This is a genomic window from Arenibacter catalasegens (assembly GCF_002909235.1).
GTDB lineage: Bacteria > Bacteroidota > Bacteroidia > Flavobacteriales > Flavobacteriaceae > Arenibacter > Arenibacter catalasegens.
Genome location: NZ_PHQQ01000014.1, coordinates 25,136 through 42,165 on the forward strand (window position 1 = coordinate 25,136; position 17,030 = coordinate 42,165).

The 17,030-nt window shown below is 41.5% G+C and carries 10 protein-coding genes; 9 read left to right on the plus strand and 1 reads right to left on the minus strand.

Annotation, left to right across the window (positions count from 1 at the left end; all coding sequences use genetic code 11):
- The first annotated feature begins 9 nt into the window (after window positions 1-9).
- Together CWD90_RS12265 and CWD90_RS12270 are read left to right on the plus strand one after the other, a co-directional pair.
- On the plus strand, window positions 10-1,041 hold the full coding sequence (locus tag CWD90_RS12265; RefSeq protein ID WP_103476363.1) for a formylglycine-generating enzyme family protein: 1,032 nt from the start codon (window positions 10-12) through the stop codon (window positions 1,039-1,041).
- Window positions 1,042-1,088: 47 nt separating this feature from the next.
- On the plus strand, window positions 1,089-1,640 hold the full coding sequence (locus CWD90_RS12270) for a YceI family protein (protein ID WP_103476364.1): 552 nt from the start codon (window positions 1,089-1,091) through the stop codon (window positions 1,638-1,640).
- 59 nt (window positions 1,641-1,699) lie between these two features.
- Here the strand turns inward: CWD90_RS12270 and CWD90_RS12275 are convergent, their stop codons facing one another.
- A complete protein-coding gene (locus tag CWD90_RS12275) occupies window positions 1,700-2,569 on the minus strand; it encodes an AraC family transcriptional regulator (protein ID WP_103476365.1) in 870 nt (289 codons plus the stop codon).
- 213 nt (window positions 2,570-2,782) lie between these two features.
- On the opposite strand from CWD90_RS12275, the gene CWD90_RS12280 reads away from it, so the two are divergent.
- The 7 genes from CWD90_RS12280 (at window position 2,783) to CWD90_RS12310 (ending at window position 17,020) form a co-directional block, all read left to right on the plus strand.
- Window positions 2,783-6,004, plus strand: coding sequence for a DUF1553 domain-containing protein (locus CWD90_RS12280; RefSeq protein WP_103476366.1), 3,222 nt, complete (start codon window positions 2,783-2,785; stop codon window positions 6,002-6,004).
- Between the two features lie 36 nt (window positions 6,005-6,040).
- Window positions 6,041-7,552 carry a DUF1501 domain-containing protein gene (locus CWD90_RS12285; RefSeq protein WP_103476367.1) on the plus strand — a complete coding sequence of 504 codons (1,512 nt, stop codon included), beginning with the start codon at window positions 6,041-6,043 and terminating at the stop codon, window positions 7,550-7,552.
- A 127-nt stretch (window positions 7,553-7,679) separates the two neighbouring features.
- Window positions 7,680-9,074, plus strand: a complete 1,395-nt coding sequence (locus tag CWD90_RS12290; RefSeq protein WP_103476368.1) for a DUF2231 domain-containing protein — start codon at window positions 7,680-7,682, stop codon at window positions 9,072-9,074.
- A 133-nt stretch (window positions 9,075-9,207) separates the two neighbouring features.
- A complete protein-coding gene (locus tag CWD90_RS12295) occupies window positions 9,208-11,550 on the plus strand; it encodes a PSD1 and planctomycete cytochrome C domain-containing protein (RefSeq protein WP_103476369.1) in 2,343 nt (780 codons plus the stop codon).
- A gap of 218 nt (window positions 11,551-11,768) precedes the next feature.
- On the plus strand, window positions 11,769-14,111 hold the full coding sequence (locus tag CWD90_RS12300; RefSeq protein WP_103476370.1) for a PSD1 and planctomycete cytochrome C domain-containing protein: 2,343 nt from the start codon (window positions 11,769-11,771) through the stop codon (window positions 14,109-14,111).
- A 5-nt stretch (window positions 14,112-14,116) separates the two neighbouring features.
- A complete protein-coding gene (locus CWD90_RS12305) occupies window positions 14,117-15,577 on the plus strand; it encodes a DUF1501 domain-containing protein (RefSeq protein ID WP_103476371.1) in 1,461 nt (486 codons plus the stop codon).
- Between the two features lie 3 nt (window positions 15,578-15,580).
- Complete coding sequence (locus tag CWD90_RS12310; RefSeq protein WP_103476372.1) at window positions 15,581-17,020, plus strand: c-type cytochrome domain-containing protein; 1,440 nt, start codon at window positions 15,581-15,583, stop codon at window positions 17,018-17,020.
- Window positions 17,021-17,030: the final 10 nt, after the last annotated feature.

Below are 17,030 nucleotides of genomic sequence, written 5' to 3' on the forward strand. Positions count from 1 at the left end.
ATTTTACAAATGCATAGAATTACCTCGGGATTTTTTAAATGGCCTCTTTTCAATTTTCTTTTAATTCCCTTTCTGATAATCTCATTAGGATCCTGTAAATCGGGAAAGACAGTGGTAGCTGGGCCTGATAATAAAACACATACACCAGAAGTATTTACAGAAAATATCCCGGTCACGGATATTTCATTTGAAATGGTGCTGATACCTGAAGGAAAATTTATGATGGGAAGTCCAGATAATCAAGCTAATAGAAAGGCTGATGAAGGTCCTGTAAAGAATGTTGAGCTGGATGCCTTTTATATGGGGAAGTATGAACTTGGCTGGGAGGTTTTTGAATTATTTTTTAAACAAAATAAAGAATTGTTCCAGACTTTGGAAGCGGATAAGTTAAGTAATATAGACGCTATTACTAGGCCCAGTCCTCCTTATGAGGATCCTTCCTATGGTATGGGAAAGGTAGGATATCCTGCCATAAGTATGTCTGCCTATTCGGCTTTAGTCTTCTGCAAGTGGTTAAGTACCGTAACGGGCAGGTTTTATAGATTGCCGACAGAAGCGGAATGGGAATATGCAGCTAAGGCAGGAACCAATACCGCCTATTCTTTTGGTGATGATCTGACAAAATTAGACGAATATGCTGTTTATTATAAAAACGCCAATAATCAGTATGCCAAGGTGGGAAGTAAAATGCCCAATCCATGGGGGCTATACGATATGCATGGTAATGTTGCCGAATGGACCTTGGATGAGTATAAGGAAAATGCTTTAGCCATTACCGAATCAAAAAATCCTTGGGTTAAACCAACCGTAATTCATCCACGAGTGATCAAAGGTGGATCATGGGACGATGATGCAAAGACACTTAGGTCTTCCGCAAGAGTCGCATCTAGCTTAAAATTGCAAAAAAGAGATCCGCAGATACCAAAAAGTTTTTGGTGGAATACCGATTCCAACTTTATTGGATTTAGATTGGTAAGTCCAAAAGTACAACCTTCAAAAGAGGAGCAAAAACAGTTTTGGCAGACTGTTTTGGATGAGTAGGTAGATTTAAGCAATTTCAATATATAAGGCAAACAATAAAATATCACATGAAAAATAAACTGTCCTTAATCGCATTATTATTCCTGGTTTTTGCTGGCTATGCCCAAGAATCATACACCTTGTCCAAAGAAAGTATCCTTAAGATCAATGGTTCTTCTACTATCCATGATTGGACAGTGATGGCCAATGCTATGAAAGGATCTCTGGAGATGAATGCCGGGGCCTTACAAAAGATGCTGTTTCAAGTAGAGGTGGTCCAAATAAAAAGTGAACGTGGTGCGGCCATGGACAAGAAAATGCATGCAGCCCTTAAGATGGAAGAGCATCCTGAGGTATCTTTTAAATTTCAAGAAATAAAGAAGGACTCCGGTTCACAAAATTCTTTCCAAATTGTTGGTGTTCTAAATATTGCCGGTATTGAAAAAGAGGTGGACATTGCATCGGAATTTCAAGGAGTAGGCGGCAATTATGTATTTAAGGGCAAAAAGGAGATTAAACTACAAGATTATGACATGGTGCCGCCAACGGCCATGTTCGGACAGATTATTGTGGGGGACAATGTTACCATTGATTTTAATTTAATTTTCACAAAAGGCTAGTCTTTTTTTAATAGAATTGTGAATTCTCATCATATAAAATGCCATTATGGACCTGTGGCCTATTTTTGCAATTTTTCTTCCCTGAAAATCCCAGGGGTCTTCCCGGTATGATTTTTAAAGATTCTGGTAAAATAGGACAAGTTTTCCAATCCCACTTTTTCAGCAATTTGTTTTATGGATTTATTGGTGGAATGTAAAAGTAGTTGCGCTCTTTCAATACGTTTTGATTGGATATATTTATTAGGCCGCATGCCAAAATTTTCATTAAAAACCCTAGAAAAATAGTCCGTATTTAAGTGGCAAAAGTCGGCCAGTTGTTTTACCGTTAAATTTTTGTGCAGATTCTCATGAATGTGATTTAAAACCATTCCAAATTCCTTTTTGACATTACTTTTTGGGGATTCAGAGTTAGTGTCCTTAATGAACCTGGAGAGAAGAATCTCCAAAATGGCATGGGTTTCCAGATATTCGGAAAGACTTAACGCTTCGTTCTTTTTTTTAAAATCCATTAATGTAGGTCGCTTGTCGTATACTTTTGGATTGTAGTTTTCCAGTTGCCTTTGTGGATTTAATTCCAATAAGCGTTTAAAGTAGTAAAGGTCCATTGGCCTTGCCTCCAATTCGTAATTAAAATTACTATAATTAAAAATGGAATAGCCATTTTTAATTTCTTCCAAACAACAAATGTAAAATTGCTCGTGATAGTCATCGCATTTATACCTGCCAAAAGTATAACTGGGTATGAGGTAAATGTGACCGGGCTTTAATTGGATGGCCTCATTACTGTGATATACCATGGCACTACCCGTGGTAATGTAGTAAAGTCGAATAAACGGACTAATCACGTCATCATAGTCCCACAGAGGGCCCAGTTTTGCATACCCCACGTTTAATAAGGCTAATTTTAAGGATTGAAGTATTTTAGACATAATTAGTATATTGTCGGATTTGGAGTAATGATAATAAATTAAATATTTATAGTAATTTAGGATTAAATGCCCTGATTTGGTATATAAGTTATAAAATATTAACAAATTATAAAATACTAATGTCGGAAATGTGCAATACTTAAACTGATTTGGATGGGAATTATGAATCCTTAAATTTTATCTTTGAAAAAGTATTAAATAGTATGGTGATATATGGCAATTATTAAGAATCTGTTAGTTTATTCCTCGATTTTATTGACGCTATCTTGTGGAGGTCCCGAGTTGCCCGAACTGGTATCCTTGGAATATGATAATTTGCCTAAGCAGATAGATTTTAATCTTCATGTAAAACCTATTCTTTCCGATAAATGTTTCATATGTCATGGTCCGGACAAGGCAAAAATAAAGGCGGATCTTCAGTTGCATAGCCCTACAGTAGCCTTTAAGGAATTAACAGAATCTCCTGGTAAGTTTGCATTGACTCCTGGGAATTTAAGTAGGAGTGAAGTTTTTTATAGAATTCTTTCCGAGGATCCCAACTATGTCATGCCCGAGCCAGATTCCCACCTCTCCTTGTCCGACCATGAGAAAGCGGTTTTGATAAAATGGATTGAACAAGGCTCGGAATATAAAGATCATTGGGCCTTTATTAAGCCAAAGGCATTTGATGTGCCCCAGGTTAAGGGAAAGGAAATGATAGAAAACCCAATCGACAATTTTGTACTGGCACGTTTGGAACAGGATAACTTACAATTCTCTCCCAAAGCGGACAAGGAATTATTATTGAGAAGACTGTATTTTGATTTAACGGGATTGCCACCAACTTTGGAGGATATGGATACTTTTCAGAAGGACTCTTCGCCCGAAGCCTATGAAAAGGTGGTGGATAAATTGTTGGACTCACCCCACTACGGCGAGCAAATGGCATTGGATTGGATGGATTTGTCCCGTTTTGCAGATACTCATGGTTATAGTGTTGATCGTTATCGAGACATGTCACCTTGGAGGGATTGGGTCATAGATGCCTTCAATAAAAACATGTCCTATGAGCAGTTTGTAACATTGCAATTGGCTGGCGATCTTATTCAGAATCCCACTCGGGAATCTATTTTGGCCACGGCCTTTAATCGTGTTCATCCACAAAACATGGAGGGTGGTATTGTAAGTGAAGAGTTTTTGGTGGAATATGCTGTGGATAGGGCAAGTACAGTAGGTCAGGCCTTTATGGGGCTGACTGTGGCCTGCGCCAGATGTCATGATCATAAATATGACCCCATATCACATAAAAACTTTTATGAACTCACCAGTTTTTTTAACAATGTGAACGAGTCGGGACAGATTTCTTGGAACAGTGCTACACCGGTACCTACCTTGATGTTGACTACAGAAGAGGAGGATAAGGTGCTTTCCTATATGAAGCAACTTGTTGAGGAGAAGGAAATGGAAATCGGGAAACTGGATCAAAAGGCCATAGCTGCAAATTTTGATAAATGGCTTTCCGAAAAACAATATAAATCTATTCAAAGTAAAATCCCTTCGAAGGGACTGACAGCCTACTTTGACCTTAATGATCAAAGTTTAAGAAATGCCATCGATCCAAGTCAAAAAGGTACCATGAAGCGGGAAGGGACTGAAGGGCAAAAAATAAATCTCGCTGAAGGAAAACAGGGTAAAGGTGTTCTGTTAAACGGAGATACTTGGTTGGATTTAAGAAAAGTTGGGGTTTTTGGGCGAAACGATGCCTTCAGCGTAAGTCTATGGTCCAATATTCCTTCGGATATTGAGAATGGAAATATTTTTCATAAAGGCGACGGCGCTATTTTGTACAATTGGCGGGGTTATCACCTTAAGATTGTTGACAACAAGTTGGAACTAATGATGGCACATACCGCCCCGAATAACGCCATTGTTGAGATTTCGAAAATTGGATTCCCTAGAGACGAATGGGTGCATTTCGCTGTCACCTATGATGGGTCCAGCAGAGCAGATGGGTTTAAACTATTTGTTAATGGAATGGAGATGGAGACCATCGTGAAAACCGATAATTTATACAAGGACATACTTTTTAGAAACAACAATGAACCAGGTCTTCAATTGGGGGCACGATTAAGGGGGAAAGGAATAAAAGGAGCGGTTGTAGATGAGATACGGGTTTATAAAAGGGACTTATCTACCATCGAGGTTATGCAATTGGCAAATGATGTCAATTTGAATGATCTGGAGAAAAAAGAACTTGCCAATTTTACTGCCAAAGACAAAAAATTATTGGTGGAACACTTTTCCAAAACGGTCTCCAAGGCAACCATTTTACAACGGGGTAAGTTAGCCGAATTGCGCAAGAGTTATGTGGATAGCGTGGAAAAGGTAAAAGAAGTAATGGTTATGGAGGAGACCCCTGAACCAGTGCCATCCTATATATTGGATCGAGGAGTGTATAACGCTAGAGGAGAAGAAGTGTTCCCGAATACTCCGGAGGCAATACTTCCCATGCCCACTGACTATCCAAAAAATCGTTTGGGCTTTGCGCAATGGTTATTCCATAAGGACCATCCCCTGACTGCCAGGGTGGCTGTGAATAGGTTTTGGCAGCACTATTTTGGGAATGGCTTGGTGAAGACTTCAGAAGATTTTGGGAATCAGGGTGAAATGCCTAGTCACCCACAATTATTAGACTGGTTGGCATTACAGTTTAGGGATTCTGGATGGGATGTTAAGGCATTTCAGAAATTGATCGTTATGTCGTACACCTATCAGCAATCTTCCTTGGTAAGTGAAGAGCTGATGGAATTGGATATTGAAAACAGGCTTTTGGCAAGAGGGCCTTCAAAAAGATTATCGGGAGAGATGCTACGCGATAATGTTTTGGCAAGTTCTGGATTACTGAATAAATCCATTGGAGGGGAAAGTGTAAGCCCTTATCAACCTGAAGGACTGTGGAGGGTAAACAATGCAACCTACAAAGAGGATACCGGAGATAAACTATATAGAAGAAGTATGTACACCATTTGGAAGCGATCCGTGCCACACCCTACCTTGGCCACTTTTGATGCCCCTGCGCGTGATGTGTGTACTATTCGGCGACAGGAAACCAATACTCCATTACAGGCTTTAGTATTGCTCAATGACCCAACTTATATTGAAGCCTCGAGGGTTTTTGGCAAACGTATGAGCGATACCGAGGATATACAATTAGCTATTTCCAACGTTTTTAGGCAACTGACAGGTCGAAAAATAAAGGATAATGAGTTGCAATTATTGGTAGAACTTCAGGATAATGAATATAAAAAATTCTCTAGCAACCTTGACAAGACCAAAGGATGGTTAAATACAGGTCAATTTAAATTGCAAAGTGGGGCAGATAAATCATTGGTCGCTGCAAATTCGGTTGTGGCCAACGCTATTATGAATGCGGATGCCTGTATCACTAAAAGATAAATGTATTAAGGGAAAACTAGAATTAAACAAGACGATATGTGCGATCATCACGATAAATTAAGATCAAACAACAGGGATTTTCAAGGTATAGAAAGCCAATTGGATCGGAGGGAATTTTTTAAAAAGACTTCCCTTGGGATCGGTGCCATTGCGCTTGGTTCCCTATTGAATACGGAAAAGGTTTGGAGTGCTGTTAATCCTATCGCTGACCAAAAGAATTCTTTGAATGCCTTCACTAAAAATAAATTGGGACTGCCACATCATTTGCCCAAGGCAAAGCGTATCGTATATCTCTTTCAAAGTGGGGGGCCTTCTCAATTGGATTTGTTCGACTATAAACCCAAACTCAAAGATATGTTTGGTCAGGATTTACCAGATTCAATAAGGGCGGGTCAACGTCTTACGGGGATGAGTGCAGATCAAACAGCCTTCCCTATAGCAGCATCAACCCTAAATTTTAAGCAATATGGTGAATCTAGGGCATGGGTCAGTGAGGCTATGCCTTATTTATCGGAGATAGTTGATGATTTATGTTTTATTAAGGGGATGCATACCGATGCCATTAATCATGATCCTGCCATAACCTTTTTTCAAACTGGGAGCCAACTACCGGGCAGACCTTCTATGGGTTCTTGGATCAGTTATGGGCTGGGGTCCGACAACGATAATTTGCCGACCTTTATTTCCTTAGTCTCCAAAAACGGTTCGGGCCAACCCTTGTACTCCCGTTTGTGGGGTAATGGTTTCTTGCCAACAGAACATCAAGGAGTGCAGTTCCGTTCCGGAAAAGATCCGGTACTTTATTTGGGTGATCCGGAGAATTATGACGGAAATGATCGTAGACAGATGCTGGACTATTTAAAAAAATTGAATGGGATAGCATATGATGCTTATGGGGATCCAGAAATAAATGCAAGGATAGCGCAATATGAAATGGCCTTTAGAATGCAAACTTCCGTACCCGAGGTTACGGATACTTCAGACGAACCAGATCATATTTTTGAGATGTACGGCCCAGATAGTCGCAATCCAGGTACTTACGCGGCTAACTGTTTAATGGCCCGCAAATTATTGGAAAAGGATGTGAAATTTGTGCAATTATATCATCAGGGTTGGGATCAACACGGCGATTGTCCAGGGGGAGTAAAACATCAAAGCAAGAACACAGATCAGGGAACGGCTGCACTTATCAAAGACCTTAAACAACGGGGCATGTTGGAGGATACCTTAGTGGTTTGGGGCGGAGAATTTGGGCGTACGGTATATTCCCAAGGCCAATTGACGGATACCAATTACGGTAGGGACCACCACCCAAAAGCTTTTACTATGTTTATGGCAGGTGCGGGTGTAAAACCGGGATTTACCTATGGTGAAACAGACGATTTTGGATATAACATCATAAAGGATCCAGTACATACCCATGATTTTCAGGCTACTTTATTGCATCTTTTTGGTATTGACCATGAACGATTGACTTATAAACATCAGGGTAGGCGTTTTAGACTTACCGATGTACATGGAGATGTGGTGAAAGATATTCTTAGTTAATTTAAAATACATCGACCCTAAATTGAAAAGAATGTAAATATTTCTAAAGTAAAAATATTGGGTAATCCTTTAAAATCGAAAAGCTTTAGGAGAGACTTATTCAAATAAAAAGTAATAATAAATGTAAATGGATAGTAGTGTGCCCGATTTTGTATTGTTTTTAGGTCGATTTCACCCACTTGTGGTGCATATGCCTATAGGTTTTCTATTCTTTGCCTTTGTTCTGGAATTATATTGGCGCTGGAATAAGAATGCCGGGTTGTCCATGGCCATTACTTTGGCCTTGTTCGCGGGAGCCATTAGTGCTTTGGCTGCTAGCGTTCTAGGATATATGCTTTCATTAAGTGGGGACTATGATGAGAGCATGTTGGATACCCATTTCTGGTTTGGAATAGCCACAACAATAATTACTTTTTTGGCCTGGGCAATACGCTCTGGCAGGCTTAATTTGCCACAATTAAACGGTCTAAAACCCAATTTGGCTGTCCTGACCTTAGTAGTGGTTTTGGTGGGTGTTACCGGACATTATGGAGGAAATTTAACCCATGGAAGCGATTATTTGGTAAAGTATGCACCCTTCGGAAGAACAGAAAAGGTAGTACTCCCACCAATTGCCAATTTGGAGGAAGCGGCTGTTTATGACTATTTGGTAAATCCTATTATTAAAGCTAAATGCACAAGTTGTCATAACTCCAGTAAGAAAAAGGGTGGGCTGTCCTTTCAGGACACTATTGCCATAATAAAGGGAGGAAAAAATGGGGAAGCCTTTATTGCCGGGAATATAGCCAAGTCAGAAATGATAAGGCGGGTTATGTTGAACCCACATGATGAGGATTATATGCCTCCGGAAGGAAAGACTCCCCTTACAGATGAAGAGAAATCAATTTTAGCCTTTTGGATAGAGAAGGCCAATGCCGATTTTAGAGTGAAGTTGGCCGATTTGGAAACCCCTGAGGAAATAGCAAGTATAGCTTCCACTATCTTGGGATTGGAAGATGCAACTGGTAAGAGTGGAATAGCCTTGCCAAAAGTTCAAGTTGTTAACGCGGAAATGCTAAGGGATATTGAGGAAGCTGGATTTAAGATACGTGAATTAATATTCGAATCCGGTTTGTACGAGCTTGTTCTACCTCCACAATCAATAACATCCAATAATGGTAGTGAATTGGATGTGAAGTTGGAAAAGCTTCTGCCTATAAAGGATAATATTATGTGGCTTTCCCTAAAGGACAACTATGTCCAGGACAAACATTTAAAAACCATTGGTAAATTTGTAAACCTTCAAAAACTGGAGATTGAAAAAAATCCGGTAACGGATACTGGAATTGGGGAAATATCGGGCAACCAGAGTATAATAGGACTCAATTTATATCAAACCAATATAACGGCCTCGAGCTTTGAAAACTTTACTAAAATGAAGGGTTTAAAGCGCGTATATGTATGGGGAACGACCATAACAGCGGATGAGGTGGCTAATTTTAAGGCTGAAGAGAATCGACCTGAATTAATACTGGGGATGTAAGGTTGGCGATTTAGCGAAAAGAAATATCCAATGGATTATATATGGGGTTTTACTCTTTCCAATGGTTTAAGTTAGTTGCACAGATGTTATTATTTATTACAATGAAATAAACCAGATCGAAATAAGTTCCCTAATGAAACAAAAAGTTGGTATAGTATTAATTTTATTGGGCTTGGTGGCTTTGCTATTTGCCTTTAAATCGGGACTTTTTGAAACCTCCCAAGAGGGGTATGCCGATTTGAAGATGCCTGAGGAGGTAGACTATAATTTTCATATAAAGCCTATACTTTCGGATAATTGTTATACCTGCCACGGCCCGGATGCCAATAAGCGGAAAGCGGGATTAAGACTGGATAAAGAGGAGGCCTCAATTTCACAATTGCCGGAGAATCCCGGGAAATATGCCATTGTAGCCGGAAAGCCCGGTCAGAGCCTTTTGTACCAACATATAGTTTCCGATGACCCAAAACAGTTGATGCCCCCGCCGGATTCCCAGTTGAAATTGAATCCTTTTGAAAAGAAACTATTAAAAAAATGGATTGAGCAGGGCGCCAAGTTTGAAAAGCACTGGGCCTTTATCCCGCCTAAAAAAGCGGAGCTGCCAAAAACGGAACAGGCGGATTGGGCCCAAAATGAGATAGATGCCTTTATTTTGGAAAAGTTGGAGGAGATCGATATGGTCCCTTCTAATAGAGCGGAGGAGCATACCTTAATCCGTAGGATGAGTTTGGATCTTACAGGGCTGCCCCCCAATGCGAAGAAGGTAGAACGCTTTCTTTCGGATTCCCAGGAGAATTTATTGGAACAGGCGATAGATGAGTTTTTGGCTTCCCCGAACTATGGGGAGCGGATGACCCAGGTCTGGTTGGATGTGGCCAGATATGCGGATTCCCATGGCTATCAGGACGATAGCTATAGAAGTATGTGGCCTTGGCGCGACTGGGTGATCCACGCTTTTAACAACAACCTTCCTTACGATGAGTTTTTGACCATGCAGCTGGCGGGCGACCTAATGCTGGATGCTGATAAGGAAGAGGTCCTGGCCTCGGGATTCAACAGGAACCATCCCATAACCCAGGAGGGGGGTATCATACAGGAGGAATACCGGTCCTATTATGTAGTGGACCGTACCAATACCCTGGGGAAAGGCATTTTGGGCCTTACTTTGGAATGCGCCAAATGCCATGACCATAAGTATGACCAGTTGACACAAAGGGATTATTTCGAAATTTATTCCTTCTTCAATAACGTGGATGAAAAGGGATTGCAAAAGACAGCTGGTGATGCTTTTAAAAAGGAGTATTTTGCCGATGCACCCTTTTTAACAATTACCGATGAGGAGACCAAAGGCGTTTTATCCTTTATCAACAAGGCTAAAGGGAAAGACGTCAAGGTGATGGTGATGAACGATTCCACTCCCAGAAAGACATACATATTCAATCGTGGGGCTTATGACAGTCCGGGAGAGGAGGTAACGCCCAATGCCCCTGAAATAATACTTCCATATTCGGAACAACTTCCCAAAAATAGATTGGGATTGGCCAAATGGGTGACCGATGAGGACAATCCGTTGACATCAAGGGTCTTCGTGAATAGAATTTGGGGGATGTTGTTCGGGAACGGATTGGTAGTGACCTCCGAGGATTTCGGGGTACAGGGAAGCCTGCCCACCCATCCACAATTATTGGATTGGCTGGCAAAGGATTTTATGGACCACGGATGGGACATTAAATATCTTTTAAAAAAAATAATGCTTTCCGCCACTTACCAACAAAGTTCCATTGCAACCGAGGAGTCCAAAATGGCGGACCCCGACAATAAATGGGTTTCAAGGGCCCCTAGATTTAGGATGAGCGGAGAGATAATACGGGATTATGTTCTGGCCACCAGTGGGCTGTTGAACAGAGAAATAGGGGGTCCAAGTGTAAAACCTTACCAACCTCCGGGACTTTGGGAGGAAACCACGGCCGGGAGCAACAGGGGCGGTTTAACCAGTTACGTGCAAGACAATGGTGATAAATTGTATAGACGTTCCCTGTACACCTTGTGGAAAAGGACGCTGCCGCCACCAAGTATGTCCATTTTTGATGCGCCCAACAGGGATATTTGTGAAGTAAGAAGGCAAAAGACCAATACGCCTTTACAGGCGCTGGCACTACAGAACGATGTTCAAATGTTGGAGGCGGCTCGGGTATTGGCGGAAAATACCATTTTGGAAACCAAAGATTCCCAGCAATGGGTAACCACCGTTTTCCGGCGCATATTGGTGCGGAATCCCGAAGAGGAAGAAAAAAGAGTTTTGAAGGAATACTATACCGATGCACTGGATAAGTTCTTGAATGATAAAGAAAGTGCAGAAAAACTGATTGCCCATGGCGAATATAAAAGGTCGGATACCGATCCAATAACGACCGCTGCACTAATGCTAACCGCTCAGGTGATATATAATCTTGACGAAACAATTACCAGAGAATAGCGATTATTGTAGTAGAGTGTTTGACTAAAGCAATTAAGGAGGCGTAAATATTATATATAATTAAGAAAAAATTATACCGAAAATTCGTAATATGTTCCTATTTTAGTATAAATAATATAATATATGTAAAGTGAGAAGTAGTATCTTCTCAATGGCGGGTAATAGAATATGTAGTTTTTCTTTCCCATAACATGAACAAATGAAAATGTAGTTCCCTGATGAAACAAAAAGTAAGTATAGTATTAATTTTATTGGGCTTAGTTGCTTTACTGTTCGCCTTTAAATCGGGATTTTTTAAATCTTCCCAAGATGCGTACGTCAATCAGAAACTGCCAGAGGTCGTGGACTATAATTTCCATATTAAACCTATACTTTCGGATAATTGCTATACCTGCCACGGACCGGACGCCAACAAGAGAAAGGCCGGCCTAAGGCTGGACCATGAGCAGGCCGCCTTTGCGGAACTGCCGGAGAATCCAGGGAAATATGCCATTGTAGCCGAGAAACCAGCTAACAGTGTGTTGTACCAAAATGTGGTCTCGGATGACCCCAAGCAACTTATGCCACCTCCGGATTCACAATTGAAATTGAATTCATATGAAAAGAAACTGCTAAAAAAATGGATAGAACAAGGTGCCAAGTTCGAAAAGCACTGGGCCTTTATCGCGCCAAAGAAAGCGGATCTTCCGAAAACGGCAACAGAGGGTTGGGTACAGAACGAGATCGATGCCTTTATCTTAGAGAAGTTGGAGGAGAACGAACTAGCCCCTTCTAAAAAAGCAGAGGAGCATACGTTGATCCGAAGAATGAGTTTGGATCTCACGGGCCTTCCGCCCAATTCTGAGCAGGTACAACGGTTTCTTTCGGATTCCCCGGGAAATTTATTGGAACAGGCCGTAGATGAGTTTTTGGCCTCTCCTGCATATGGGGAGCGGATGACCCAGGTCTGGTTGGATGTGGCCCGATATGCGGATTCCCATGGCTATCAGGACGATAGTTTTAGGAGTATGTGGCCCTGGCGAGATTGGGTGATTCACGCGTTCAATGAGAACCTGCCCTATGACGATTTTTTGACACAGCAACTGGCGGGTGACCTAATGCCGGATGCCAGTAGGGAACAGGTCCTGGCCACGGGGTTCAATAGGAACCATCCCATAACCCAAGAGGGTGGTGTTATACAGGAGGAATACCGATCCTATTATGTGGTGGATCGAACCAATACCCTGGGCAAGGGAATCTTAGGTCTTACCTTGGAATGCGCCAAATGCCATGACCATAAATATGATCAGTTAAAACAACGGGACTATTTTGAAATCTATTCTTTCTTTAATAATGTAGATGAAAAAGGGCTGCGCATGGATGCCGTACAAGCGGCCAACCAGAAATATTTTGCAGACGCCCCTTTTATAGCTATTACCGATAAGGAGTCCAAAGGAGTTTTGTCATTTATCAATAAGGCAAAAGGGGAGGATGTTAAGGTGATGGTCATGAACGATTCCACACCTAGAAAAACTTATATTTTCAATCGTGGCGAGTATGACAGCCCGGGAGAGGAAGTGGCTCCCAATGCGCCGGAAATAATTCTACCGTTCTCCGAAGATCTTCCAAAAAATAGATTGGGCCTTGCGCAATGGGTGACCGATGAGAACAACCCCCTTACGGCCAGGGTCTTCGTGAACCGGGTCTGGGGCATGCTGTTCGGGAACGGATTGGTAATGACCTCGGAGGATTTCGGGGTACAGGGCAGCCTGCCCACCCATCCACAATTATTGGATTGGTTGGCAAGGGATTTTATGGAGCATGGCTGGGACATCAAGTATCTTTTGAAGAAAATAATGCTATCTGCTACCTATCAACAAAGTTCCATTGCCACGGAAGAGTCCAAAAAGGCGGACCCCGATAACAAGTGGCTTTCCAGAGCCCCAAGGTTTAGGATGAGCGGGGAGATCATACGTGATTATTTTCTGGCCACCAGTGGACTGTTAAATAGGGAAATAGGTGGGCCCAGCGTTAAGCCGTACCAACCAGCAGGACTATGGGAGGAAACCAACGCGGGGGGCAATAGAGGAGTGCTTACTACTTATATTGCCGATGAAGGTAATAAATTGTACAGGAGATCCCTGTACACCTTATGGAAAAGGACCTTGCCACCACCGAGTATGTCTATTTTTGATGCGCCCAATAGGGACATATGCGAGGTAAGGAGGCAAAAGACCAATACCCCGCTACAGGCACTGGCATTGCAGAATGATGTGCAAATGTTGGAGGCAGCGAGGGTTCTGGCGGAAAATACCATTACAGATATCAAGGATGACCATGAATGGGTCACAACTGTTTTTCGGCGTATATTAGTACGGAACCCCAAAGAGGAAGAAAAAAAGGTTTTGGAGGAGTACTATACCGATGCCCTTGACAATTTTTTGAATAACAAAGGTAATGCAGAGAAATTGGTGGCCCAGGGGGATTATAAGCGTTTAGAAACCGATCCGGAACAAACAGCTGCCCTGATGTTAACAGCACAGGTGATTTACAATCTCGACGAAACAATTACCAAAGAATAACAATTATGGATAAAGACAAAACCAAATCTGAAGACCCACTAAAGGTAAACCGGAGGCATTTTTTTTCCCAATTAAGTGTAGGGATAGGTTCTGTGGCTTTGGGGTCATTATTAATACCAGATCTATTTAAAGGTGGTAAAGTTCCATTGGCCAGTCAGCCGCTTGGAATTCCACACTTTGCCCCAAAAGCAAAACGAGTCATTTATTTGTTCCAATCCGGGGCACCGTCCCAGTTGGAATCTTTTGACTATAAGCCTACCCTTACCAAACGTATGGGGGAGGATTTACCGGAATCTATACGTAACGGGCAGCGTCTTACCGGAATGACCTCTGGGCAGGATAAATTTCCATTGATGCCTTCCGCGGCCAAGTTCGCGCAACATGGAAAAAGTGGCGCATGGGTAAGTGAGTTTTTTCCGCATATTGCCAAAATTTCGGACGAGATCTGTATCATTAATAGTATGCATACAGAGGCCATAAACCATGACCCGGCAATTACCTTTTTTCAGACAGGTAGCCAGCAATCGGGAAGACCTAGTATGGGTTCATGGATGAGTTATGGACTGGGAAGTGAGAATGAAAATTTACCTTCATTCGTAGTGCTAACATCGCGAGGGAAAGGAAATAGTCAGGGGTTATATTCCAAATTATGGTCCAGTGGATTCTTGGATTCCAAGCATCAAGGTGTATTGATGCGCTCTGGTAAAGATCCTGTGCTATATTTGAACGACCCTGATGGGATTTCACGTTCGGATAAGCGGCATTTATTAGATCATGTGTCTTCACTCAATAAAATGCATCATGTTGAAACTGGGGACGATGAGATAGAATCTAGGATAGCGCAGTATGAAATGGCCTATAGGATGCAAATGTCCGTGCCCGATGTTATGGATATTAAAAAGGAACCAGAATCCATAATTAAATTATATGGGGAGGATTCTCAGGTACCCGGCACCTATGCCGCCAATTGTTTACAAGCCCGAAGGCTTGCGGAAAATGGGGTTCGATTTATACAGTTGTACCATCAAGGTTGGGACCAGCACGGAAATCTACCCAATGAAATGGCCGGGCAGGCCAAGGACGTTGATCAGGCCTCTGCCGCTCTTATCCTAGATTTGAAACAACGTGGAATGTTGGAGGATACTTTGGTTATTTGGGGCGGAGAGTTTGGAAGGACCAACTACTGTCAAGGGAATTTTGATCCAAAAAATTATGGTAGGGATCACCATCCTAGAGCTTTTAGTATTTGGATGGCCGGTGGCGGAATAAAACCTGGTATCACCTATGGGGAAACCGATGAGTTTGGGTATAATATTGTAAAAAACCCGGTTCATATCAACGATTTCCATGCCACTATCATGAATAATTTAGGACTGGATCACGAACAATTAATTTATAAATACCAGGGACGTAGGTTTAGGCTGACGGATGTTGCGGGTAATGTTGTAAATGATATCTTAACATAGTATATGGCTCAAAAAAATAGTTCTCCTTGGGTCGATTATGTTATTTTCGGTCTTACCGTATTTCTTATTTTCTGTTTAATTTTTGAATCTTTTATGGACCTTCCTAGTCTTGTGGCATGGTTGGGTCGCTGGCACCCTTTGATTTTGCATTTTCCCATCGTACTTTTACTAATGGCAGCTGCAATTGGCCTTTTCAATAGAATAGTACCCACACTTTTACTTACGGTTGCAACGTTGTCCGCTTTGATTACTGCCATTACCGGATTCTTCTTGGGAACGGAAACAGTGCCCAAGGGAGACCTTATTTTTTGGCACCAATGGATGGGGGCAGGCGTAGCTATTTTGGCGGTTATTTGGTATTGGCTGAGCACTAACCACTTACAGCAAACTTACTTGGTCAAAGGCATACAGGTGGTATTGATTTTCTTGGTAGGAATAACTGGACATTATGGGGGAATGATTACCCATGGGGAAGATTTTTTGGCCCTCCCCAAGAGTAAAACATTGGAAAAAATACCTGAAAACCCTTTGATTTATGAACATATAGTACATAGGGTCTGGGATAATAATTGTATCGGTTGTCATAATCCGAACAAGAAAAAAGGAGAGCTTTTAATGACCAGTATTAGTGAGCTAATTGAAGGTGGTGAAAGTGGGCCTTCCATAGTTATGGGAGATCCAATGAAGAGCGAGCTTATTAGACGTCTACGTTTACCTATGGATGACGAAGAACATATGCCGCCTGATGGTAAGAAACCATTATCTGAAAATGAAATACAAATACTGGAGCGCTGGATAACTCTGGGAGCCTCGGACACCGTAAAATTAAGTCATTTGGATAACAATGAACCTCTGGCGGGAATGGTTAAAAAAATGATGAAGCCAGGAGCAACCAATACATGGGCAAAACTTCCCAGGGTCGCAGATAGTACCTTGCAAAATTTGACATCGGATTACATCACCATTAAAAGGATATCAAGTGATTCACAGGCAGCACTCAGTATATCCGTATTTTTGCCACCGGAATACAATACAAAAAATATTACCGATTTAAAACGGATTGCAAACAATATTGTTGAATTGGATTTAAGTAGCATCCCCATTGGTGTAAAGGAAATGGAATTGGTAGCGATGTGCAAAAATTTGGAATGGTTGGAAGTAGATCGCACCCCCATTACGGACATAGAATTCTTGAAATTAAAAGGTCTTCTAAATCTTAGAGTACTCAAGGCTTATGAAACTAGGATTACAGATAAAAGTGTAGCCGTTCTAAAGGATTTAAAGGGACTAAAAAGTCTTTATATATGGGAAACACAAATTTCGGATAAGGGACTCTCCGAGCTAAAAGAAGCCTTGCCCAATTTGCAATTGGACCACGGAATAGATCCAGAACTTAAAACAGTATTTATAGAGAAAGATACTATTGTAGATACTATAGAGTAATTTTGTGAGC

Bases quoted from the DNA above. Each gene is read 5' to 3' on its own strand.
- CWD90_RS12280 (WP_103476366.1), top strand. From the start codon at position 2,783: ATGGCAATTATTAAGAATCTGTTAGTTTATTCCTCGATTTTATTGACG.
- CWD90_RS12275 (WP_103476365.1), bottom strand. From the start codon at position 2,569: ATGTCTAAAATACTTCAATCCTTAAAATTAGCCTTATTAAACGTGGGG.
- CWD90_RS12265 (WP_103476363.1), top strand. From the start codon at position 10: ATGCATAGAATTACCTCGGGATTTTTTAAATGGCCTCTTTTCAATTTT.
- CWD90_RS12305 (WP_103476371.1), top strand. From the start codon at position 14,117: ATGGATAAAGACAAAACCAAATCTGAAGACCCACTAAAGGTAAACCGG.
- CWD90_RS12285 (WP_103476367.1), top strand. From the start codon at position 6,041: ATGTGCGATCATCACGATAAATTAAGATCAAACAACAGGGATTTTCAA.
- CWD90_RS12295 (WP_103476369.1), top strand. From the start codon at position 9,208: ATGAAACAAAAAGTTGGTATAGTATTAATTTTATTGGGCTTGGTGGCT.
- CWD90_RS12300 (WP_103476370.1), top strand. From the start codon at position 11,769: ATGAAACAAAAAGTAAGTATAGTATTAATTTTATTGGGCTTAGTTGCT.
- CWD90_RS12270 (WP_103476364.1), top strand. From the start codon at position 1,089: ATGAAAAATAAACTGTCCTTAATCGCATTATTATTCCTGGTTTTTGCT.
- CWD90_RS12310 (WP_103476372.1), top strand. From the start codon at position 15,581: ATGGCTCAAAAAAATAGTTCTCCTTGGGTCGATTATGTTATTTTCGGT.
- CWD90_RS12290 (WP_103476368.1), top strand. From the start codon at position 7,680: ATGGATAGTAGTGTGCCCGATTTTGTATTGTTTTTAGGTCGATTTCAC.